The 22,523-nt window shown below is 72.6% G+C and carries 19 protein-coding genes; 15 read left to right on the forward strand and 4 right to left on the reverse strand.

Annotated features, from left to right (window positions below; genetic code table 11):
• Positions 1–82 precede the first annotated feature (82 nt).
• The 4 genes from OSB71_RS00910 to OSB71_RS00925 all read left to right on the forward strand — a co-directional run bounded on the left by OSB71_RS00910 (position 83) and on the right by OSB71_RS00925 (position 3,895).
• A complete protein-coding gene (locus OSB71_RS00910) occupies positions 83–841 on the forward strand; it encodes an HAD family hydrolase (protein WP_265943039.1) in 759 nt (252 codons plus the stop codon).
• A 231-nt stretch (positions 842–1,072) separates the two neighbouring features.
• Positions 1,073–1,201, forward strand: a complete 129-nt coding sequence (locus OSB71_RS00915; RefSeq protein WP_265943041.1) for a hypothetical protein — start codon at positions 1,073–1,075, stop codon at positions 1,199–1,201.
• A gap of 339 nt (positions 1,202–1,540) precedes the next feature.
• On the forward strand, positions 1,541–2,584 hold the full coding sequence (locus OSB71_RS00920) for a 3-isopropylmalate dehydrogenase (protein ID WP_265943043.1): 1,044 nt from the start codon (positions 1,541–1,543) through the stop codon (positions 2,582–2,584).
• Positions 2,585–2,791: 207 nt separating this feature from the next.
• Positions 2,792–3,895, forward strand: coding sequence for a branched-chain amino acid aminotransferase (locus OSB71_RS00925; protein ID WP_265943045.1), 1,104 nt, complete (start codon positions 2,792–2,794; stop codon positions 3,893–3,895).
• Between the two features lie 158 nt (positions 3,896–4,053).
• On the opposite strand, the gene OSB71_RS00930 is transcribed toward OSB71_RS00925, so the two are convergent.
• From OSB71_RS00930 to OSB71_RS00940, 3 genes are read right to left on the reverse strand one after another with little or no spacing between them, the layout of a single operon-like run.
• Positions 4,054–4,584, reverse strand: coding sequence for a hypothetical protein (locus OSB71_RS00930; protein WP_265943047.1), 531 nt, complete (start codon positions 4,582–4,584; stop codon positions 4,054–4,056).
• Positions 4,571–6,397: an alpha/beta hydrolase gene (locus OSB71_RS00935; RefSeq protein ID WP_265943049.1), complete on the reverse strand. Its 1,827-nt coding sequence runs from the start codon at positions 6,395–6,397 to the stop codon at positions 4,571–4,573. The genes OSB71_RS00930 and OSB71_RS00935 overlap by 14 nt, the downstream gene beginning before the upstream one ends.
• A 4-nt stretch (positions 6,398–6,401) precedes the next feature.
• On the reverse strand, positions 6,402–6,884 hold the full coding sequence (locus tag OSB71_RS00940; RefSeq protein ID WP_265943051.1) for a hypothetical protein: 483 nt from the start codon (positions 6,882–6,884) through the stop codon (positions 6,402–6,404).
• A gap of 401 nt (positions 6,885–7,285) precedes the next feature.
• On the opposite strand from OSB71_RS00940, the gene cimA reads away from it, so the two are divergent.
• The 3 genes from cimA to OSB71_RS00955 all read left to right on the forward strand — a co-directional run bounded on the left by cimA (position 7,286) and on the right by OSB71_RS00955 (position 11,127).
• Positions 7,286–8,914: a citramalate synthase gene (gene cimA / locus OSB71_RS00945; protein ID WP_265943053.1), complete on the forward strand. Its 1,629-nt coding sequence runs from the start codon at positions 7,286–7,288 to the stop codon at positions 8,912–8,914.
• Positions 8,915–9,245: 331 nt separating this feature from the next.
• Positions 9,246–10,841 carry an acyl-CoA carboxylase subunit beta gene (locus OSB71_RS00950; RefSeq protein WP_265943055.1) on the forward strand — a complete coding sequence of 532 codons (1,596 nt, stop codon included), beginning with the start codon at positions 9,246–9,248 and terminating at the stop codon, positions 10,839–10,841.
• A 73-nt stretch (positions 10,842–10,914) separates the two neighbouring features.
• Positions 10,915–11,127, forward strand: a complete 213-nt coding sequence (locus OSB71_RS00955; protein ID WP_265943057.1) for an acyl-CoA carboxylase epsilon subunit — start codon at positions 10,915–10,917, stop codon at positions 11,125–11,127.
• Positions 11,128–11,267: 140 nt separating this feature from the next.
• Here OSB71_RS00955 and OSB71_RS00960 read toward each other — a convergent pair whose 3' ends face one another.
• A complete protein-coding gene (locus tag OSB71_RS00960; protein WP_265943059.1) occupies positions 11,268–11,438 on the reverse strand; it encodes a hypothetical protein in 171 nt (56 codons plus the stop codon).
• A 534-nt stretch (positions 11,439–11,972) separates the two neighbouring features.
• On the opposite strand from OSB71_RS00960, the gene OSB71_RS00965 reads away from it, so the two are divergent.
• From OSB71_RS00965 to OSB71_RS01000, 8 genes are all read left to right on the forward strand, one after another.
• Entirely contained in the window at positions 11,973–15,488 is a 3,516-nt protein-coding gene (locus OSB71_RS00965) for a nitrate- and nitrite sensing domain-containing protein (protein ID WP_265943062.1), read from the forward strand.
• Positions 15,489–15,911, forward strand: a complete 423-nt coding sequence (locus OSB71_RS00970) for a roadblock/LC7 domain-containing protein (RefSeq protein ID WP_265943063.1) — start codon at positions 15,489–15,491, stop codon at positions 15,909–15,911.
• A gap of 68 nt (positions 15,912–15,979) precedes the next feature.
• Positions 15,980–16,390 (forward strand): DUF742 domain-containing protein, encoded by a 411-nt coding sequence (locus tag OSB71_RS00975; RefSeq protein ID WP_265943065.1) that lies wholly within the window; start codon positions 15,980–15,982, stop codon positions 16,388–16,390.
• Positions 16,371–16,949 (forward strand): GTP-binding protein, encoded by a 579-nt coding sequence (locus OSB71_RS00980; protein ID WP_265943067.1) that lies wholly within the window; start codon positions 16,371–16,373, stop codon positions 16,947–16,949. The genes OSB71_RS00975 and OSB71_RS00980 overlap by 20 nt, the downstream gene beginning before the upstream one ends.
• Before the next feature lie 359 nt (positions 16,950–17,308).
• The gene (locus tag OSB71_RS00985; RefSeq protein ID WP_416237168.1) at positions 17,309–20,809 is read left to right on the forward strand and encodes a sensor histidine kinase; all 3,501 of its coding nucleotides are present in this window, start codon (positions 17,309–17,311) and stop codon (positions 20,807–20,809) included.
• A 10-nt stretch (positions 20,810–20,819) separates the two neighbouring features.
• The gene (locus tag OSB71_RS00990) at positions 20,820–21,233 is read left to right on the forward strand and encodes a roadblock/LC7 domain-containing protein (RefSeq protein WP_265943348.1); all 414 of its coding nucleotides are present in this window, start codon (positions 20,820–20,822) and stop codon (positions 21,231–21,233) included.
• A gap of 117 nt (positions 21,234–21,350) precedes the next feature.
• Positions 21,351–21,917, forward strand: a complete 567-nt coding sequence (locus tag OSB71_RS00995) for a DUF742 domain-containing protein (protein WP_265943071.1) — start codon at positions 21,351–21,353, stop codon at positions 21,915–21,917.
• A complete protein-coding gene (locus OSB71_RS01000) occupies positions 21,898–22,476 on the forward strand; it encodes a GTP-binding protein (protein WP_265943073.1) in 579 nt (192 codons plus the stop codon). The genes OSB71_RS00995 and OSB71_RS01000 overlap by 20 nt, the downstream gene beginning before the upstream one ends.
• Positions 22,477–22,523 lie beyond the last annotated feature (47 nt).

The following is a 22,523-nucleotide window of genomic DNA, read 5'->3' on the forward strand; positions in this document are numbered from 1 at the left end:
CCCCCGATGTCGCCCATGTCACCGTGCCCGCCCGCCCCGGGTGGCCCCGGGCCCGCCGCCCGGGGCTCCGTAGGGTGGCGCCATGGCCATTCGCGCGGTGCTGTGGGACGTGGACGACACGCTGTTCGACTACACGGGGGCGGACGAGGCCGGTGTGCTGCACCACCTCGCCGAAGAGGGGGTGCTGAACCGCTACACCTCGCCCGCGGCGGCGCTCGCCCGGTGGCGGGAGGTGATGGAGGAGCAGTTCGCGCTCTTCGCGGCGGGGGAGCTCAACTACCACGAGCACCGGCGCGGACGGGCCCGCGGTTTCCTCGGCACGGAGCTGACCGACGCCGAGGCCGACGCGTGGTTCGACCGCTACGTGGCGCGCTACGAGGCGGCCTGGTGCCTGTTCCCCGACGCGGTCCCCGCCCTGGACGCGCTGCGCGCGGACTACCGGCACGGCGTGCTCTCCAACGCCGCCACCGCCGACCAGGACCGCAAGCTGCGCCGGCTCGGCATCCGCGACCGCTTCGAGGTGCTGCTGTGCGCGGACGGCATCGGGTGCGCCAAGCCCGCCCCGGAGGCGTTCCGGGCCGCCTGCGAGGCGCTGCGGCTGGAACCGGCCGAGGTGGCCTACGTGGGGGACCAACTCGCCACCGACGCCCAGGGGGCCCAGGCGGCGGGGCTGACCGGCATCTGGCTGGACCGCCTCGGGGGGCCCGGGCCGGACGGCGTCCCGCGCGTCACCGGGCTCGCGGAGCTGCGGGAGGCGCTGGCCTCGCTCGTCCCGCGTCCGTCCCACCCGGAGCACCTGCCGCACCCGTCGCACCCGTCGCGCGAGGTGCGCCGCGTGTAGGCGCGCGGCGTGGTCTCCGTCTCAGATAGTAGGAAGACCAACTATTCGGGGGGACATCGCGGCCGTTCGCTCGTACCGTGGAAGGAGCCGAACGTATCGCTCCATCAGCGAACGGCGGATGAGGCGCGGTGCCTCGCGGCAGGTGACCCCTGCGGCACCGCACGCCCCCGCCCCTTGCGGCGCTCCACTCCCATTTCCTCGGGGTCTGCCTTGCGTAAGGAGCCTTGAACCATGGACGACACCACCCGCCGCCGCACCCGCCGCGCCGTCCGTACGGCCGACGCCTCCCGCAAGAACGCCGCCGCCGCCCTCCAGCGCGCCCTCGACCGCCGCGACAACGGCGGCGCCACCGGGCACTGAGCCGACAGCCGCGTCCGCCCGCACCACCACCCGCCGGGGCGCGCCCGAGCGCCCCGGCGGGCCCGGGCTCGGTGTCCCGGCGCGTGCTCGGTGTCCCGGCTCGGGTGCGGCGTCCGGCCCGCGTCCCCTCCGGCGTTCGAGGGCGCTGACCCGCGTCCGGCCTTCGGTCCGTGCCGCGTCGGGCGATCGGCACGCGCGGGGGCCGGCCGCCTCACGCCGGTCGCCTCGCGCGTGCGGTGTGCCGGGGCGTGCGCCCGCGTCCCGGGCACGGCCCGGCCGGCGTCCCGCATCGTGGACGGAGGTGTGTCGAGCGGTGGAACGGGGAGTAGGGTCCGCGGCATGGCGCGCAACATCAATCTCGCAGTGATCCCCGGCGACGGCATCGGCCCCGAGGTCGTGGCGCAGGGCCTGAAGGTCCTCACCGCCGTTCTGCCGCAGGACGTCAAGCTGGAGACCAGGCACTACGACCTGGGCGCGCGCCGCTGGCACGCCACCGGGGAGACGCTGCCCGACGCGGAGCTGGAGCAGCTCGCCGCGCACGACGCGATCCTGCTCGGCGCGGTCGGGGACCCGGGCGTCCCGTCCGGGGTGCTGGAGCGCGGGCTGTTGCTGAAACTGCGGTTCGCCTTCGACCACTTCGTCAACCTGCGTCCCTCGCGGCTCCTGCCGAACACCGCCACGCCGCTGGCCGGCCGGCCGGACATCGACTTCGTCGTCGTCCGCGAGGGCACCGAGGGCCCCTACACGGGGAACGGCGGCACCCTGCGCACGGGGACGCCCGCGGAGGTGGCCACCGAGGTCAGCGTCAACACCGCCTACGGCGTCGAGCGCGTCGTGCGGGACGCCTACGAGCGGGCCAAGGCCCGGCCGCGCCGGAAGCTGACGCTGGTGCACAAGAACAACGTGCTCGTGCACGCCGGGCACCTGTGGACGCGGATCTTCGAGCGCGTCGGCCGGAAGTACCCCGAGGTCTCCACGGACTACCTGCACGTCGACGCCGCCACGATCTTCCTGGTGAACGACCCCGGGCGCTTCGACGTCATCGTCACCGACAACCTCTTCGGCGACATCATCACCGACCTGGCCGCCGCCGTCACCGGCGGGATCGGCCTGGCCGCGTCGGGCAACGTCAACCCGACCGGCGCCTTCCCCTCGATGTTCGAGCCCGTGCACGGCTCGGCGCCGGACATCGCGGGCACCGGCAAGGCCGACCCGACGGCCACCATCCTGTCGGTCGCGCTGCTGCTGCGCCACCTGGGCCTGGAGGCCGAGGCGCGGCGGATCGAGGAGGCCGTCACCGCGGACCTCTCCGCCCGCGACGGCGCCGCCGCCCGCTCCACCGACGAGATCGGCGACGCCCTCGCCGCCCGAGTAGCCGGCTGAGCCCGACGCCACAGCGCCGGGCTCCGCGCCCGGTCGCTGTGCGCAGCGGTGACCGGGCGCGTCCCTCTTTCCCCGGGCCGCGCTCACCCCTGTCCTTGACGCGCGCCCCCACGCGCGATAATCGGACGTGGGGCCGCCACGCGAGACGATGCCAGGACGTCCATGCGACAGCGCGGTCCGCCACACCGATCAGTGAAGGACGCGCTCATGACGACGCCCCGAATCGAATTCGGCCTCAAGCCCTCCGCCCAGCCGCTGCCGGACGCGGAGCGCGAGGCGGTGCTGGCGAACCCCGGGTTCGGCCGCCACTTCACCGACCACATGGTCACCATCCGGTGGACCGAGGGCCGGGGCTGGCACGACGCCCAGCTCGAACCGTACGCCACGTTCCCGATGGACCCGGCGAACATGACGCTGCACTACGCGCAGACCATCTTCGAGGGCCTCAAGGCGTACCGCCAGGCCGACGGCTCGATCGCCATGTTCCGTCCCGAGGCCAACGCCGAGCGCTTCCAGCGCTCCGCCCGCCGCCTGGCCATGCCCGAGCTGCCCGTCGAGGCGTTCGTCGAGGCGTGCGAGCTGCTCATCCGGCAGGACGCCGCCTGGGTCCCGGGGGCCGGCGAGGAGTCGCTGTACCTGCGCCCGTTCATGTTCGCCGCCGAGGTCGGCCTCGGCGTCCGGCCGGCCAACGAGTACCTGTTCGTCGTCATCGCCTCCCCGGCGGGCCCGTACTTCCCGCGGGGCGTCAAGCCCGTCTCCGTGTGGCTGTCCACCGAGTACGTCCGGGCCGCCCCCGGCGGCATGGGCGAGGCCAAGACCGGCGGCAACTACGCCGGCTCCCTCGTCGCCCAGGCCCAGGCCGCCGAGCAGGGCTGCGACCAGGTCGTCTGGCTGGACGCCGCCGAGCGCCGCTGGGTGGAGGAGATGGGCGGCATGAACCTCTACTTCGTGCACGGCAGCGGCGCGGACGCGACCATCGTCACGCCCAAGCTCACCGGCACGCTGCTGCCCGGCATCACCCGCGACTCGCTGCTGTCCATCGCGGAGGACCTCGGCTACCGCACCGAGGAGGGCCGCGTCTCCACCGACGACTGGCGCGAGGGCAACGCCGACGGCTCCATCACCGAGGTCTTCGCCTGCGGCACGGCCGCCGTCATCACCCCGGTCGGCTCCGTGAAGTCCGCCGCCGCCGAGTGGACCGTGGGCGACGGCGAACCCGGCCCCGTCACCATGCGCCTGCGCGAAGCCCTCCTCGCCCTCCAGACCGGCCACGCCCCCGACCCCCACGGCTGGCTGCACCGCATCTCCTGAACGCCCGGCGTGCGCGTGGGGCCGGGCGCACGGGCGCCCGGCCCCGCACCCCTGGGGCTGGCCACCCGGGGTGCGTGCCCGTGGCCCGCACGCGTGGCCTCGCCTTCCGCCGCGGTGGCGCGGGCGGTCGCCCTGAGCGCGAGCTGAGGACGCAGCGGTCAGTAGCGCTCCACAGTCTCCCCCGGCGGAACCCTGTAGCACGCGGACACGACGCCGACCAGCAACATCGGTGCATCATCGCTCGCCCTCGTACGCCAGTATTCGATACTGATGCCGTACTTCTTCTCCGGGTGGTCGGCCATGAGGGTCAGGGTGCGAGCTGGGCTGTTGTTGGGGCCGTACGACAGGATTTCCCAGCCCTGCTTCGGCAGTTCTGCCTTGAGTCTCTCCATGGACTCTGCGAGCACTTCCGAGTTCCTGGCGGTGAGGCTCCACGTATGCCGCATCAGAAAGTGAGTCCTCAGCTCCCCTTCTTCGCATCGCCCTACACCGGGGCCGGGTTCTGACACCTCGCCGTCGACCGCGATGATGTCGAGAATACCGCTAGAGACGCCCTTGATCTCACTGTTCACCGCACTCTGTGCGCGTTGTTCAGTCATTGACTCACCCGATGTTTCGAGACTACATCCTGTGGTGATGACGAAGAAGAGCGCGAACAAGGTCAGCGTGTACTTTTTACGGTGCCTCATGCTGCACTCTTTCGTAGTTTCCTGTGATAACGAATGATTGGTTGCGGAGGCTCTGTGTGCCCTCCTTCCAGTAATCGCTGTGCCCTTGTGTGTCAGTCGTCATCTGCTGGGCGCCGAAGACTTCGTCGCTGGGTACGAGACGAACGCCGCCGCCGACTTCCCAGTTCTCTCCCCCGTGACTCCACCGGCCGACATCGGGGGTCGGGTCCCCCTCCGCCTCCTGGTTCCACACATGGCCTTCGGGCACGTCCAGTTCGCCGGCGCTGCCCACCTCGACTCCCGGGCTCCCGGCCAGGATGACGTCGTCAACGTTCAGGTCGTGCTGTCGAGCCGTGGCGCCCACAAGTGTGGTGCCGTACGAATGCGCGACAGCGGTGTGGTGCCCACCTGTGTCTGCGGAGTTCGTCTCTTTGAGGCCGTCGACGAATGACGCGAAGGCAGATGCTCCGTCGTGGGCGTAGTGGCTGAACGGAGCGTCTCTCACGACAGAGTCGGGGGCGTCGTAGCCGAGCCACGCCACGGTCGACACCTGCTGGTCGGGAACTATGGGGGCGGAATCCCGCCACAGGTTGTTGACGCGGTCGATATCGCCTTCGATGTTCCCGAGACTTGCCGTGGTACCCGGTACGTAGACCGCCGTGTGATCCGCGTGGTCGGGATTTCCGACGGCGATGACGGCGCGGCCGTCGTCTTTCCCGCTGAAGCCGAGGAGGTAGGATTCGGGCAGCCCATCCTGCCCGGCGGAGCCGAGCTGCTTCTCGATCGCCCTTATTCCGGTGAGGGCGTCGTTCAGCCGTTCGTACTCGGCTCCGTGTTCTTCTTCCCACTCGTTGTCACGCTCCTGGCGGTCGCGCCAGGTGTCGACTCCGGAGAGGCCGGGTTGGTTGTACCCGGGGCGGCCGGGGCGGGTGGGCAGGGCTGCCAGTTCGGTTTCGTAAGTGCCTTTCGTCTGGGCCAGGACGGCTCGGTTCGCTTCGTCCCGTACATCGGCCGGCAGGCCGTCCAGGGCGCCGATGGACGCGGGGTAGAGGGTGGCGTAGTCGGCCTGCTGCTCGCGGGTGAGCGTGGTCCACCACCTGGCGGCCTCGGCGGGGGGCCGGCCCTGGGGGATGTCGGCCTTGTCGAGATACTCGCCCGCGACCTTCTGGACGGCTCGCTGGTCGCGGTGGACATCGGCCCAGTCGGCGTGGCTGACGGTGAGGTCGTTCTGGGCCCGGAGGGCCTTCAGCCTCGGCGCCCATCTGCTGTCGGCGTCCGTGGCCTCCTTGACGGCCGACGCGATGCGGTTGGCGCAGTCCTGGGCGGCGGCGCGGTGGGGGTTCGGGTCGAACCGGGCCGCCTGGTCGGCCACGGCGCCGGCCGTGGGATCGTCGTAGGCGACCGCCGTGCCTCCGTCCGGGATGTCGCCGTCCACCTTCGCGCCTGCCGCCGGGTAGGTCACGGAGCCGTCGGACTCCACGGTGAAGCCCGCGACGCGGGCGTCGTCGAGGGCGCCGTCGAGCTTCTTCTTCGCGGCGTCGAGGTCGGTGGCGAAGCCGTTCAGCGCGGCACGGACCAGGCCGCACTCCACCTGGGTGTAGTGGCAGCTCTCCGCCAGGCGCTCCAGTCGACGGCGTGCGGCTGCGGCGGCCGCGCCGACCAGCCCTTCGGAGTCGGTCGTCGTACTGCCGGGGTCCGGCAGGGCTCTGGCCAGGATCTCGTCCGTGAGGCGGTCCTTGGCGTCGCCTGCGGCGTTGCTGACCGCGTGGTAGCCGTCGGCCGCCTCCTCGAACTCGGCTGGCCTGACGGTGCGCAGGGTGGCGAAGGAGACCACCGGTTCACCGTCCGTCCGTGGTGGGGTGCTCGCCGGAACCTGCGGCTCCCTCCGGCTTCGTCAGTTGCCGCTGGAAGGCCGCCCGGGTTGCCTCCTCGTTCCCGTAGTGGTCGTTTCCGGCCTTCCGCAGCTTGTCGGACAGCTCCCCGCACTCGCGGCCCAGCAAGTCGAGATAGCGCTCCCAGGACCGGTAGACGCCCACTTGAGCGGATCCCGTGATCAACCCGGTGACCGCCTCGTCGCCCGCGCCCAGCCCCTTCTGGCCGTCCGAGAGCTGGTCGATGGCCTTCTTCACGGTGCCGCGCAAGGCACTCACGCCTTCCGCGGCCCCGGACCACAGTCTGGTGTCGGACTTCAACCCGCCGGGGGCGCCGGTTTCCTTCCAGCCGGCGTCGGCGGAGGCCAGCGAGGTGGCTGCTTCCGGGTGGCCGCTTCGTCCGCCGTCGTCCACGAGTGCCCACAGGGCTGAGCGCTGTGCTTCCCCCACGGTTCGTCCCCTTCGTTCGTCACCGAAAGGGTCATTGTGGGCACGGAGCGTGGACGGGGCATGAGTACGGGTACTCAGGGGAGCGGAGGAGTTCCGCATGGTGAGACGGGGGCGGGGGGTGGGGGAGTGGTGTGGTTCACTGCTGGCGTGCTTCTGTTCGCCATGATTATTGGTGGCAGCGCGCCGGTCCGCAGTGACCGCTGACCGCCCGACCGATGGCGGCAGTGGACACCGTGTCCCAGACCCGCGCGCCGACCTCTCGCACCCGCGAGGGGTTTTTTTGGTTTTCACGGCCCACCGACAGCCGGGAACCGGGGCGCACGGGATGATGGGGACAAGTGGAGCTGTGTAGTACCGCGACGACCGGTCCCACTCTTCACCTCACAGGAGTTCGATCCAGCATGACCACGGCAGCCCCCGACGACTCGTTCCACGTCTTCGACACCACCCTGCGGGACGGTGCCCAGCGGGAGGGCATCAACCTGACGGTCGCGGACAAGCTGACCATCGCCCGCCATCTCGACGACTTCGGGGTGGGCTTCATCGAGGGGGGCTGGCCGGGAGCGAACCCGCGCGACACCGAGTTCTTCGCCCGCGCCCGCGACGAGCTGGAACTGACGCACGCGCGGCTGGTGGCGTTCGGCGCGACGCGCAGGGCCGGGGTGGCGGCGGCCGACGATCCGCAGGTGCGGGCGCTGGCGGACAGCGGGGCCCCCGTCGTCACGCTGGTGGCCAAGTCGCACGACCGGCACGTGGAGCTGGCGCTGCGCACCACCCTGGAGGAGAACCTGGCGATGGTCGCCGACACCGTGGCCCACCTGCGCGGTCTGGGCCGCCGGGTGTTCGTGGACTGCGAGCACTTCTTCGACGGCTACCAGGCCAACCCGGCCTACGCCACGCAGGTGGTGCGCACCGCCCACCGGGCCGGGGCCGACGTCGTGGTGCTGTGCGACACCAACGGCGGCATGCTCCCCGCGCAGGTGCAGGCCGTGGTGCGCACGGTGCTGGACGAGACCGGGGCGCGGCTGGGCATCCACGCCCAGGACGACACCGGCTGCGCGGTGGCCAACACGCTCGCGGCCGTCGACGGCGGCGCGTCCCACGTCCAGTGCACGGCCAACGGCTACGGCGAACGCGTGGGCAACGCCAACCTCTTCCCCGTCGTCGCCGCGCTTCAGCTCAAGTACGGCCGCACCGTGGTGCCCCCGGACGCGCTGCCGGAGATGACGCGCATCTCGCACGCGATCGCCGAGGTCGTCAACCTGACCCCGTCCACGCACGAGCCCTACGTCGGGGTCTCGGCGTTCGCGCACAAGGCGGGGCTGCACGCGTCGGCGATCAAGGTCGACCCCGACCTCTACCAGCACATCGACCCCGACCGCGTCGGCAACCGCATGCGCATGCTCGTCTCCGACATGGCCGGACGGGCCTCGGTGGAGCTGAAGGGCAAGGAGCTGGGCTACGACCTCACCGGCGACCGCGACCTGGTGGGCCGGATCGTCGCCCGGGTCAAGGAGCAGGAGCTGCGCGGCTACACCTACGAGGCGGCCGACGCCTCCTTCGAGCTGCTGCTGCGCGACGAGGTCCACCGCGCGGCCCACGGCGACGGCACCGGCGGAGGCGCCCCGCGCTTCTTCCGCACCGAGTCCTGGCGGGCCATCGCGGAGGACCGGCCCGACGGCACGCACGCCAACGAGGCGACGGTGAAGCTGTGGGCCAAGGGGGAGCGGGCGGTGGCCGCCGCGGAGGGCAACGGCCCGGTGAACGCGCTGGACCGGGCGCTGCGGGTGGCGCTGGAGCGCGTCTACCCGGAGCTGGCCCGCCTGGAGCTGGTGGACTACAAGGTGCGCATCCTCGCCGGGACGCACGGCACCGAGTCCACGACCCGGGTGCTGATCTCCACCAGCGACGGCGGCACCGAGTGGTCGACGGTCGGGGTGGCGGACAACGTCATCGCCGCGTCCTGGCAGGCGCTGTACGACGCCTACACCTACGGCCTGCTCCGGGCGGGCGTCGAGCCGACGGAGTGACGCGCGGGCGGGCCCGGCTGGCGGTGGGCCGGACCCCGCACGCCCCGGCGCCCACGGGGGCGGGCGGGGACGGGGCGCGGGGGTGGCGGCCGTGGGAGGCGGCGCGTGCCGCTCCGGCGACGGCGCGCCCCGTCTCCGGTGAACGCGTGGTAACCGGTGCGCGGCGCCGCTCTGTAGGACCCCCACAGTGTGCGGCCGTCGGCCTCTGTGGTGTCGGAGCTGGAAACGGAGGTCCGACCACTGGTTCTGTCTGGCGTGTCCAGGAAATTCCGGCGGAGACTGTACGAATCCAACGACGGTGATCGGCGGGGGAGTTTCGTAGGGTCTATACATGACCGATCTGTCCCAGCCCACCGAGACCGCAGCCCCGAACGTGACGGACGCCCGTGGCCGGACGGCGGAACTGCACGCCATCCGCGCGCGGGTGAGCGCCGGCCCCAGCGAGCGGGCGACCGAGGCGCAGCACGCGAAGGGGAAGCTGACGGCCCGGGAGCGGATCGAGCTGCTGCTGGACGAGGGCAGCTTCCGCGAGGTGGAGCCGTTGCGGCGGCACCGGGCCACCGGGTTCGGTCTGGAGGCCAAGCGCCCGTACACCGACGGCGTGGTCACCGGGTGGGGCACGGTGCACGGCCGCACCGTCTTCGTCTACGCGCACGACTTCCGGATCTTCGGGGGCGCCTTGGGCGAGGCCCACGCGACGAAGATCCACAAGATCATGGACATGGCCATCGCGGCGGGCGCCCCGCTGGTGTCGCTGAACGACGGGGCGGGCGCGCGCATCCAGGAGGGCGTCTCGGCGCTCGCGGGGTACGGCGGGATCTTCCAGCGCAACACCCGGGCGTCGGGGGTGATCCCGCAGATCTCGGTGATGCTGGGGCCGTGCGCGGGCGGCGCGGCGTACTCGCCGGCGCTGACCGACTTCGTGTTCATGGTCCGCGACACCTCGCAGATGTTCATCACCGGGCCGGACGTGGTCAAGGCCGTCACCGGCGAGGACATCACCCAGAACGGCCTGGGCGGCGCCGACGTCCACGCGGGCACCTCCGGGGTCTCCCACTTCGCGTACGACGACGAGGAGACCTGCCTGGAGGAAGTGCGCTACCTGCTCTCCCTGCTGCCGCAGAACAACCGCGAGAACCCCCCGCCGGCGGCGACCGAGGACCCGGCCGACCGGCGGGCCGAGGCGCTGCTGGACCTCGTCCCGGCCGACGGCAACCGGCCCTACGACATGCGCAAGGTGATCGAGGAGCTCGTCGACGACGGCGAGTACCTGGAGGTCCACGAGCGCTGGGCCGAGAACATCATCTGCGCCCTCACCCGGATGGACGGCCAGGTGGTGGGCATCGTCGCCAACCAGCCCCAGACGCTGGCGGGGGTGCTGGACATCCACTCGTCGGAGAAGGCCGCCCGCTTCGTGCAGATGTGCGACGCGTTCAACATCCCGATCGTGACCCTGCTGGACGTGCCGGGCTTCCTGCCCGGGGTGGACCAGGAGCACGGCGGGATCATCCGGCACGGGGCGAAGCTGCTGTACGCCTACTGCAACGCCACGGTGCCCCGGGTCTCGGTGGTGCTGCGCAAGGCCTACGGCGGCGCCTACATCGTCATGGACTCCCAGTCCATCGGCGCCGACCTGACCTACGCCTGGCCCACCAACGAGATCGCGGTGATGGGCGCGGAGGGCGCCGCGGGCGTCATCTTCCGCCGCCAGATCGCCGCGGCCGACGACCCGGAGGCGATGCGGGCGCGCATGGTCAAGGAGTACAAGGCGGAGCTGATGCACCCCTACTACGCGGCCGAGCGGGGCCTGGTGGACGACGTGATCGACCCGGCCGAGACCCGCGAGGTGCTGATCCGCTCGCTGGCGATGCTGCGGACCAAGCACGCCGACCTGCCCTCCCGCAAGCACGGCAACCCGCCGCAGTGACCCGCCGCCCCGCCACCGCCCCCGTCCGCCGCGTCAACCCCGTCATCCGCGCCACCCCCGGAAGGAGAGCGTCGTGAGCACGACCGAAGCCGTCAACCTGGTCCGCGTGGAGAGGGGGCGGGCGAGCGACGAGGAGCTGGCCGCCGTCACCGCCCTGCTGCTCGCCCGGGCGGCCTCCGGCCCGGGCGCGGCCCCGGAGGCGACCGCGCCGCGCCGCACCCCGGCCCGCTGGCGGCGCCTGGAGCGCACCCCCGGCTTCCGCGCGCCCCACAGTTGGCAGATGTGAGCTGACGCGTGGTGCGCCGCGCCCGTGCGCGGGCGGCCGTCCGCACCACGGCACCACGCGAGGGCCGGCCCGGCCGACGATCGTCGGCCGGGCCGGCCCTCGCGCGGTGCTCGTGTCGTGCGGGACGCGCGGCCGGCGGGTCAGCCCCGCGGCGCGTCGATCAGCGTGGTGCGCCGCGGGTTGGCGGTGGCCGCCGGGAGGGCCACGCCGTGTTCCCGACTCTCCGGCGACAGCTCCTCCGCGTTCGCCAGGTGTGCCAGCGTCGTCCGCCTGGGGTTCGCGACGGTACGGATGATCAAGGTCGTCTTCACGGGACTATGCCTCTTGTCTGTTCCGGACGCATGTAAATCATGAGAGTAAGACGATCTGCCCGCCGGATGGTCGGTACAGTCACTTCCGACCTTGTGAGTTTGCTCACCCGGTTGCGGACCAAAGAGACATAACGCCCACGCGTTCCGGGGGTGCCAATCCGGCATACCTCGCTTACCAGGGCGTTTCCCTGCGGGGTGTTACTTGCGGGACAGGCTGCCCGCGTGACCGCCTCATGGGTAAAAGTCCGTTATCTGGGACGCCCCGCCTCACCGGAAGTGAGCCGGGCTACGCGCAGCGTCACACCCGTCACGGCCTCCACCCCGGCCCTTGTTGGGAGATCGGGCACTGTGCTGGAATTCCACGGACCGCCGCAGGACTTCCAGCCGGCGCGCACGGGGCGCACAGCAGCGCCGCGCGGCGGGTCTGATGGCCTGCAACGGTCGCTCACGACCGTCGGCGAGGCCCGCCCGGGCCTCTTCGACTCAATACCGTCTCCCCAGCGGGGGACGCCTGGTCCAGAGGTTGCGACGCTAGTGCAGGGACGTTTCAAGAGGGATGGCAGCGCTGCGGGGGACCCGGAGCCGCGCGGGGCGACCGACCGCGACTCCTCCCCCCGGCGCGCGCAGGGCAGCGGGGCGAACCCGGCCGCTGTGGAGGGCGGCCGCAAGGAGCGGGGCTCCTCGGTGTCCGCGGTCCAGCCGGACGCCGCGAGCGGTACCGCGTCGGCGGCTCCCCGGGAGCCCAGCGGCCCCGCGTCCCGGCTGGCGCTGAAGAACTGGCGCATCAGCACCCGCCTGGTGTCCCTGCTCACGCTGCCGGTGGCCGTCGCCACCGTGCTCGGCGGGCTGCGCATCGCCGAGGCGACGAGCGAGGTCGAGCAGCTCGAGAACATGCGGCTGCTGACGGAGATGACCGAGCAGGCCACCGTGCTGGCCGCCGCTCTCCAGGAGGAGCGCGACCGCTCGGCCGGCCCGCTCACCTCGCACGGCAACGCCAAGGACGACACCGTCGTCGGGCCCCGCGAGGAGACCGACCGGGCCAAGAAGGCGTTCAACGAGGCCACCGAGCAGCTGACCGTCGACGGCGACCACCAGCTCACCGGCGTCCAGGCGACGATCATCGACATCGGCCGCCAGCTCAACACCATCAAGAACATCCGGGAGCGCGCCTACGACGACCCGGACGCGATCGCCGACACGGTCGGCGAGTACAACACGCTGATCGAGTCGCTGCTGGCCTTGTCGCAGGACATGGCGCAGGCCACCAGCAACCCGGAGATGATCCAGAGCACCCGCGCGCTGGCCACGTTCTCCACGGCCAAGGAGTACGCGTCCATGCAGCGCGCGCTCATCAGCGCCGGCCTGGCCCACGGGGACGGCCCCCAGCTCTCCGAGAACGACCGGCGCTTCGGCAAGAAGGCCAACGAGAACGAGCGCGCCGCGCTCAGCCGGTTCAGCGTCATCTACGGCTCGGAGGAGTCCGCCGAGCTGACCGGGCCGCTGGACGGCGGCGACGTCAACATCACCTCCGCCAACGAGTACGCCTCCCGGGTCTTCAAGAGCGAGGACGGCATCAAGGCCGAGGCCCGCTCGTACATGGACTGGTACGACCAGGACCGCACCAAGATCGACGCCATGGCCCGCATCGAGCAGACGCTGCTCGACGAGATGGACGACAAGGCGCGCGAGCTGCGGGCCGAGGCCCAGCAGGACGCCATCATCAACGGTGCCGTCATCTTCCTCGTGCTCGGCATCTCGCTCGTGGGCGCGTTCGTCGTCGCCCGGTCCATGGTGCGTTCGCTGCGCCGCCTCCAGGACACCGCGACCGAGGTCGCCCGCACCCGCCTGCCCGAGCTGGTCAAGCAGCTCTCGGAGTCCGACCCGCAGGAGGTCGACACCACCGTCGAGTCCGTCGGTGTGCACAGTCGGGACGAGATCGGCCAGGTGGCGGCCGCGTTCGACGACGTGCACCGCGAGGCCGTCCGGCTCGCCGGTGACCAGGCGATGCTGCGGGGCAACGTGAACGCGATGTTCACCAACCTCTCGCGGCGCAGCCAGGGCCTGATCCAGCGCCAGCTCTCGCTGATCTCCGAGCTGGAGTCCCGCGAGGCCGACCCGGACCAGCTCTCCTCCCTGTTCAAGCTCGACCACCTCGCGACCCGCATGCGCCGCAACGGCGAGAACCTGCTGGTCCTCGCCGGCGAGGAGCCGGGCCGCCGCTGGACGCGCCCGGTGCCGCTGGTGGACGTGCTGCGCGCCGCCGCCTCCGAGGTGGAGCAGTACGAGCGCATCGAGCTGAGCGCGGTGCCCACCACGCAGGTCGCCGGACGCGTCGTCAACGACCTGGTGCACCTGCTGGCCGAGCTGCTGGAGAACGCCACGTCGTTCTCCTCGCCGCAGACCAAGGTGAAGGTCACCGGCCACGCGCTGCCGGACGGGCGGGTCCTGGTCGAGATCCACGACACCGGCATCGGCCTGTCGCCCGAGGACCTGGCCGCGATCAACGACCGGCTCGCCAACCCGCCGACGGTGGACGTCTCCGTCTCCCGCCGCATGGGCCTGTTCGTGGTCGGCCGCCTGTCGTTGCGCCACGGCATCCGCATCCAGCTCCGCCCGTCGGACACCGGCGGTACGACGGCGCTGGTCATGCTGCCGGTGGAGGTCAGCCAGGGCGGCCGGGGCGGCCCCGGCAAGCCGAACGGCGGCCCGAACGGCGGCGGCGCCCCGGCCAGCGCGTCGCTGAAGCGCGAGCCGCAGCCCTCGGGGCCGCCGACGCCCGGCACCAGCAAGCTCGGCGCGCTGCACACCCGGGGCCAGGTCTCCGGCGGCGCCTCGCGCGCGGCGCTGCCCGGCGCCTCGCAGGGCCCCCGCGGCCAGGGCGGCTTCGGCGGCCCGGGCGGGCAGGGCGGCCCGGGTGGACAGGGCGGCCCGGGCGGGCCCCGCGGCGAAAACCCCGCTCCCGGCGCCCCGGCCCCCCACGCCCACCCCGGACCCGCCACGCCCGCGTCCGGCACGCCGGCCTTCGAGGGCCGCCCGCAGCAGGGCGTGGACTTCGGCACCGGCGCGTCCGCGCCCGTCCCACCGGCTCCCCGGCCGCCGCGCCCCGCCCCGGCCCCCCGGCAGGAGCGCTCACCCGAGCCGCCCGCGCCGCGGGACGGCCGCCCGGCGGAGCTGCCCCAGCGCGGCCAGCGGCACACCGCGCCGCAGCCGCCGCACCCCGAGCCGCAGCAGCAGCCCCAACCCCAGCAGCCCCAGCCGCAGCAGCCCCAGGCTCACCAGGAACCGGAGCCGCAGGCCCGCCCCGAGCCGCAGGCGCCGGCCGGTCCGCCGCACCCCACCGGGCAGCCCGCCGGCCAGCGGCCGAGCTGGGCGCGGGAAGACGTCGGCATACCCGGCCAGCGCGACCAGGGCCCGGACGCCGCACGCGGCCACGAGAACCCGGAGGCCACCGGCGGCCACCCGATGCCCGTCCCGGCGCGGCAGCAGGCTTACCGGCAGCCGTCCCCGCCCCGGCGGGACGACACCACCGAGCTGGACCTGCCCATCGCGCCGACGGCCTCGGCCCACACCCGGACGCCGATCTTCGAGGAGATGGAGTCCCACTGGTTCTCCTCCCGCGGCGCGCAGCCGGCACCCGGCCCCCAGGCCCAGGCCGGTACGGCGCGCGAACCCGACGCCGGGAGCGGGCCCCGGCCCGCCCCGCAGCGTCCCGCCAACGGGCACGGCGGGACGCCCCCGCCCGCTCAGGGCACCTGGACCCAGTCGCCCAACGACGAGCGCTGGCGGCGCGCGGAGCAGCTCAGGGAACCCGCGGCAGGCGGGATCACCACCTCGGGGCTGCCCCGGCGCGTCCCGCGTGCCAACCTGGTGGCGGGCACCGCCCAGCAGCAGGAGGCCGCGCGTCCCGGTCCGCAGGTCTCGCGCGCACCCGACGCGGTGCGGGGCCGGCTGACCAACCTCCGCCGGGGCATCCAGCAGGGCCGTGAGGCCGGCGGAGCCTCGGGCAGCACCAACCGGGGCCCCGGCCCCACGTACCGGCAGGAGCGTTAGTTGAGTCCGATGAGCCAGGCGGCGCAGAATCTGAACTGGTTGATCACCAACTTCGTGGAGAACACCCCCGGGGTGTCGCACACGGTGGTGGTCTCCGCCGACGGTCTCCTTCTGGCGATGTCCGAGGGGTTCCCACGCGACCGTGCCGACCAGTTGGCGGCGGTGGCCTCGGGGCTGTCCTCGCTGACCCAGGGCGCGTCCCGGATCTTCGAGGGCGGGCCGGTGAACCAGACCGTGGTGGAGATGGAGCGGGGCTTCCTGTTCATCATGGCGATCTCCGACGGCTCGTCGCTGGCGGTGCTCGCCCACCCCGACGCCGACATCGGCCTGGTCGGCTACGAGATGGCCCTGCTCGTGGACCGGGCCGGTACCGTACTGACCCCGGAGCTCCGCTCCGAGCTGCAAGGCAGCATCCTGAACTGATCGCATCGCTCCCCCCACATGAGCACCACCGTCCTTCTCGATGACCTCATGCCTCGCTCGGAGGAGCCATGACCCCGCCGCCCGCCTCGTCCGATCCCTACGGCCATCACCACGGGCCGTACGACGACGATGACGGCGACCAGCCGCTGGTACGCCCGTACGCCATGACGGGGGGCCGGACGCGGCCCCGCTACCAACTGGCCATCGAGGCGCTGGTGAGCAACAGCGCCGACCCCGGCCAGCTCCACGGCCTCCTCCCCGAGCACCAGCGCATCTGCCACCTGTGCCGCGAGGTCAAGTCGGTGGCCGAGATCTCGGCGCTGCTGGCCATCCCGCTGGGGGTGGCCCGGATTCTCGTCGCCGACCTCGCCGAAGCCGGCATGGTGGCGATCCACCAGCCCGGCGGCGACAGCGAGCCCGGCGGTGCGCCAGACGTGACACTGCTCGAAAGGGTGCTCAGTGGACTTCGCAAGCTCTAGCGGTGCCGCCCGCTCCACCACCTCCGCGAAGATCGTGGTGGCCGGTGGGTTCGGGGTGGGCAAGACGACCTTCGTGGGCGCCGTGTCGGAGATCAACCCGCTGCGCACCGAGGCGGTGATGACGTCCGCGTCGGCCGGGATCGACGACCTCACCCACACGGGCGGCAAGACCACCACGACGGTGGCGATGGACTTCGGCCGCATCACCCTCGACGACGACCTGATCCTGTACCTGTTCGGGACGCCGGGGCAGGACCGGTTCTGGTTCATGTGGGACGACCTGGTGCGCGGTGCGATCGGTGCGGTGGTGCTGGTCGACACCCGCCGGCTGGCGGACTGCTTCCCGGCGGTGGACTACTTCGAGAACAGCGGCCTGCCGTTCGTCATCGCGCTCAACGGCTTCGACGGCCACCAGCCCTACAGCCCCGACGAGGTCCGCGAGGCCCTCCAGATCGGCCCGGACGCGCCGATCATCACCACGGACGCCCGGCACCGGGGCGACGCCAAGAGCGCGCTGATCACCCTCGTCGAGCACGCCCTGCTGGCCCGGCTGCGCTGACGCCGCGCGCCCGGACCCCGCGCGGTCCGGGCGCGCGTCCGCGTGCCGCGACGGCTGTGGGCTTGGCCACACACCCTTGCCAGCCGCCGCACAGGGGTTCATAACGTTTCGACAGAGAATTGGCGCTCTCCGGCCACGGGCGGCGAGCGGCCCGCTCCCCTGCGCGTACGTGCACATCGCCTTTTGGTGCCAATGGGTGCCGCTGACCGGTTTGTCGGGCGTGGTGGGGCTGCCGGCGCGCCTTTCGGTCGCGACGTCAACTGTTTGGAAAGCACCCTCCCGACGTGCTGCAATTCGCTGAACTCAGCAGTAGTTGCGGCACATCGAGCCGAGGTGCCGACGCCGAGAGGTTAAGTCGAGTGAGGCGCAGCAAGCCGGACCCCCCATCGCCCGAGGAGCGCGGCAACTTCACCCCGTCGCGCGCAGCGGCCGGTCGTGTGCGGACCGCTGACGCGTCCGCGGACTCCCCGGAGCAGAGCACCAGCAAGTTCGCCCTGCGCAACTGGCGGGTGGCCACCCGGCTCAACGCCATCCTGCTCATACCCGTCCTCGTCGCCCTCGTCTTCGGCGGCTTCCGCGTGCAGAGCTCCGTCGAGACGCTGGGCGACGCCCAGGACGCCGAGGCCACCGCCGAGCTGGTCCGCGCGGCCGCCGCGTACGGCCACGCCCTCCTCGACGAGCGCGACCGCACGGCCGCGCCCCTCCTCGCCGGCGACGAGGACGCCGCCGAGGTCGAGGACGCCCGCCGCGCCACCGACGCCGCCAAGCAGGAGTTCGACCGGGCCGCCGAGTCCGCCCCCCGGACCCCCAGCCTGGAGCGGCGCCTGCGGGCCATCCGCGAGGTGGAGCCCCGGCTCGGCCCGCTGCGCGAGAACGCCTACGGCGACGAGCTCGGCGGCGTCGAGACCGAGCTCGGCTACACCGAGGTCCAGCACCCGCTCATGAACCTCGCCAACGAGCTGGGCCTGGGCACCGAGAACATCACCTCCTACGGCCGCACCGTCTACGCCATCTCGCTGTCCAAGGCCGCCGAGTCCCTCACCCGCGCCATCGGCACCCACCTGCTCGTCGCCCCCGGGCCGGGCGAGGAGGACAAGCAGCAGCAGGTCCTCAACTTCACCTCCTACGCGTATCTGGAACGCATCGCCCTCAGCGAGTACCAGAACGCCGGCACCGAAGCGGACGTGCAGCGCCTGACCAGCGAGCTGGAGGCGCTGCGGGAGCGCGCCGCGCGGGAGGCGGAGGAGGCGGAGGCCGCCGCCGAGGCCGCCGGGCGCGACTACGTCGCCCCACCCGCGATGGACGAGATGGTGCGGCTCATCGGTTCCGGCGCCGGGCCCGAGGAACTGGCCGAGCGCGGCATCACCCCGGAGACCTGGCACCAGGCGGCCACCGCCAAGTTCGACGTCTACCGCGGCGTCGAGGAGGACCTGGCCGACCGGGCGCTGGAGGAGTCGCGGGACATCGCGGCCGACGCCAGGACCGAGGCGATCGTCAACTCCCTCGTCGTGCTCGTCGCACTCCTGCTGGCCTTCGTCATCGCCGCCTTGATGGCCCGCTCGATGAGCAAGTCCATGAACCGCCTGCGCACGGCCGCCTTCGACGTGGCCGAACAGCGCCTGCCGATGCTCGTCGACCAGCTCTCGCGCACCGATCCGGGACGCGTGGACACCGAGGTCGAACCCATCCCGATCGACAGCCGCGACGAGATCGGCGAGGTCGCCCGCGCGTTCGACCAGGTGCACCGGGAGGCCGTGCGGCTCGCCGCCGAACAGGCGCTCCTGCGGGGCAACGTCAACGCGATCTTCACCAACCTCTCCAGCCGCAACCAGGGCCTCATCGAGCGGCAGCTCGGCCTCATCACCGCCCTGGAGAACAGCGAGGCCGACCCGGACCAGCTCGACAGCCTGTTCAAGCTCGACCACCTGGCCACCCGCATGCGGCGCAACGGCGAGAACCTCCTCGTCCTCGCCGGGCAGGAGCCGGGGCGCCGCTGGAACCAGCCGGTGCCGCTGGTGGACGTGTTGCGCGCCGCCTCCTCGGAGGTGGAGCAGTACGAGCGCATCGAGATCAGCGGGGTGCCGGAGAGCGACATCCACGGCTCCGTCGTCACCGACCTGGTGCACCTGCTGGCCGAGCTGCTGGAGAACGCCACGTCGTTCTCCTCGCCGCAGACCAAGGTCAGGGTCACCGCGACGCGGCTGCCCGACGGCCGGGTGATGATCGAGATCCACGACAAGGGCATCGGGCTGACGGCCGAGGACTTCGCCGACATCAACCACAAGCTCGCCAACCCGCCCACCGTCGACGTGGCGATCTCCCAGCGCATGGGCCTGTTCGTGGTCGGCCGCCTCTCCGACCGGCACGGCATCCGCGTGCAGTTGCGCCCGTCGGGCGAGCAGGCGGGCACCACCTCGCTGGTGATGCTGCCGGAGGCGATCACCCACGGTGGCGGCGGCGAGGCCATGATGGAGGACGACTTCACCGTCTCCCGCCGGATGCCGGAGGCCACCTCCGACCAGCCCGCCTTCGGCCAGGACGGCACCACCGCCGCGGAGCTGGGCTTCGACGACTCCCCGTACGCCGGCGCGGTCAGCGTGCCCGACGACGTCTCCTCCCTCGACCCGGGGCACCGCGCCCCGGCCGGCGGGGAGGGCCCCGCGCCGCGGGACGAGGACACCGGGGGCACCGGGGACACCGGGGGCCGGGAGACCGCCGTCCCGGACGCGAGCGGCGACACCGGCCAGACGCCCTTCGGCGCCCCGCCGGACCCCTTCGGCACCGGCCGACCCGCGTACGACCCCGGGTACGCCGCCCAGGACCGGCAGCCGGGGCAGGACGGTGGCTACGTCCAGGACGGTGGTTACGGGCAGGACGGCGGCTACGGGCAGGACGGCGGTTACGCCCAGGACGGCGGTTACCGTCCGGACGCCTACGGCGGGGACGGGTACGCGCAGGACGGGTACGGCACGGACGGCCCCGAGCACGGCGCCGCCTACGGCCAGGACGCCTACCCGCGGGAGCCCCACGCCGGGGAGTCCTACCCCCAGGGGTCCTACCCCCCGGAGTCCTACGCGCAGGAGTCCTACCCGCAGGGCGGCTACGGCCCGCAGGAGCAGTCCGGGCAGGAGCACCCCGCGTCCGGCTACGACACCGGCGAGTACCCGCGCCCCGCCGACCACGGTCGGCCCCCGCACACCGGGACCGAGCAGAGCGGGTTCCCGGACCAGGGCTCCTACGAGACGCCCGCACAGCCCGGCCCCGAGGCCCGGCCGGGCGGCGAGGCGGGGCCCGGCTCCGCGGCGGACCGGATCTCTCCCGCGGCGGGCGAAGATCGCGTAGCCTTCGACCGTTCGGGTGCCTTCGGCACCGGCTCCCTCACCGGCGCGGGCCTGCCCCGCCGCGAGAAGCGGACCCGGCCGGCCGACGGCGCCCCGGCACCGCAGCAGCACCGGCCGTCCCCGGCCGCGCAGGCACCGGCCGCCCCCCAGGCCCCGGGCCGGCCGGACCACGGGGCGGCGTCCGCTCCGCAGGAGCCGGCTCCGGACTCGGAGGCGGGCCCGTGGAGTTCGGCGAACGACGACCGGTGGCAGCGGGCGGAACGGCTGCGCGACCCCAAGGCCGGCGGGATCACCTCCTCCGGCCTGCCGCGACGGGTGCCCAGGGCGAACCTCGTCGAAGGGACCGCGGAGCAGACGGACCAGGGAGGCCCGCAGGTCTCCCGGGCCCCGGAGGACGTGCGCGGCAGGCTGAGCAACCTGCACCGCGGCGTACGCCGGGGGCGGGGCGCCACCGCGGGGCCCCCGCAGACCGACCGACCGGGTTTCCACCCCGGCAGCAGCTACGAGCAGGAGCGTTAGTGTGAGCCCGATGAGCCAGGCGGCGCAGAACCTGAACTGGTTGATCACTAACTTCGTGGAGAACACCCCGGGGGTATCCCACACCGTCGTCGTCTCCGCCGACGGTCTCCTCCTGGCGATGTCCGAGGGGTTTCCACGCGACCGTGCCGACCAGTTGGCGGCGGTGGCCTCGGGGCTGTCCTCGCTGACCCAGGGCGCGTCCCGGATTTTCGAGGGCGGGCCGGTGAACCAGACCGTGGTGGAGATGGAGCGGGGCTTCCTGTTCATCATGGCCGTCTCCGACGGCTCGTCGCTGGCGGTGCTCGCCCACCCCGACGCCGACATCGGCCTGGTCGGCTACGAGATGGCCCTGCTCGTGGACCGGGCCGGTACCGTACTGACGCCGGACCTCCGCGCCGAGCTGCAGGGCAGTCTTCTCAACTAGCAACCCGGCACAGTGCGCAGCGGGCGCCCCGCGCCGTAAGGTTCTCGGACGCGGGCCCGCCGCGACCCCCGGGGGACCAAGCGGCGGTCTCCGTATACGGCAGTTGGAGGAGGAAACGTGACAACGCCCCAAGGCGGTCCGTACGGCAACGAGCAGCAGACGCCGGACGACTACGCCTACCAGCGGTACAACTTCCCCTCCACGCCGAGCCACCAGCAGCGCCAGGCCGCGCAGCCGCCGCGGTCCCCGCAGCCGCCCGCGCACCAACAGCGGCCGCCCCGGCCGCGTCCCGCCCCGGCCCCGCCCGCACAGGACGACGGCGGCGAGGCGGGCGGCGGCCAGCCGCACCCCCTGGTGCGTCCGTACGCCATGACCGGCGGCCGCACGCGCCCGCGCTACCAGCTCGCCATCGAGGCACTGGTACAGACCACGGCGGACGCCTCGCGTCTCCAGGGCCAGCTCCCCGAGCACCAGCGGATCTGCCGCCTGTGCTACGAGATCAAGTCGGTCGCCGAGGTCTCCGCGCTGCTCTCCATTCCGCTTGGCGTCGCCCGAATCCTCGTCGCCGACCTCGCCGAGGCCGGGCTCGTCGCCATCCAACAGCCCGGCGGCGACGAGACCGCCGGTGGTCAGCCAGACGTGACACTGCTCGAAAGGGTGCTCAGTGGACTTCGCAAGCTCTAGCGGTGCCGCCCGCTCCACCACCTCCGCGAAGATCGTGGTGGCCGGTGGGTTCGGGGTGGGCAAGACGACCTTCGTGGGCGCCGTGTCGGAGATCAATCCACTGCGCACCGAAGCCGTCATGACCTCCGCGTCGGCCGGGATCGACGACCTCACCCACACCGGTGACAAGACCACCACGACGGTGGCGATGGACTTCGGCCGCATCACCCTCGACCAGGACCTGATCCTGTACCTGTTCGGGACGCCGGGGCAGGACCGGTTCTGGTTCATGTGGGACGACCTGGTGCGCGGTGCGATCGGTGCGGTGGTGCTGGTCGACACCCGCCGGCTGGCGGACTGCTTCCCGGCGGTGGACTACTTCGAGAACAGCGGCCTGCCGTTCGTCATCGCGCTCAACGGCTTCGACGGCCACCAGCCCTACAGCCCCGACGAGGTCCGCGAGGCCCTCCAGATCGGCCCGGACACCCCCATCATCACCACGGACGCCCGGCACCGGGGCGACGCCAAGAGCGCGCTGATCACCCTCGTCGAGCACGCCCTGATGGCCCGGCTCCGCTAGCCCGGCCCGGCGGCCAGGGACACGCCGGGGCCCCCGCGTCCCGGCCC

Origin of the sequence: Streptomyces marinisediminis (assembly GCF_026262575.1) — a bacterium.
Lineage (GTDB): Bacteria > Actinomycetota > Actinomycetes > Streptomycetales > Streptomycetaceae > Streptomyces > Streptomyces marinisediminis.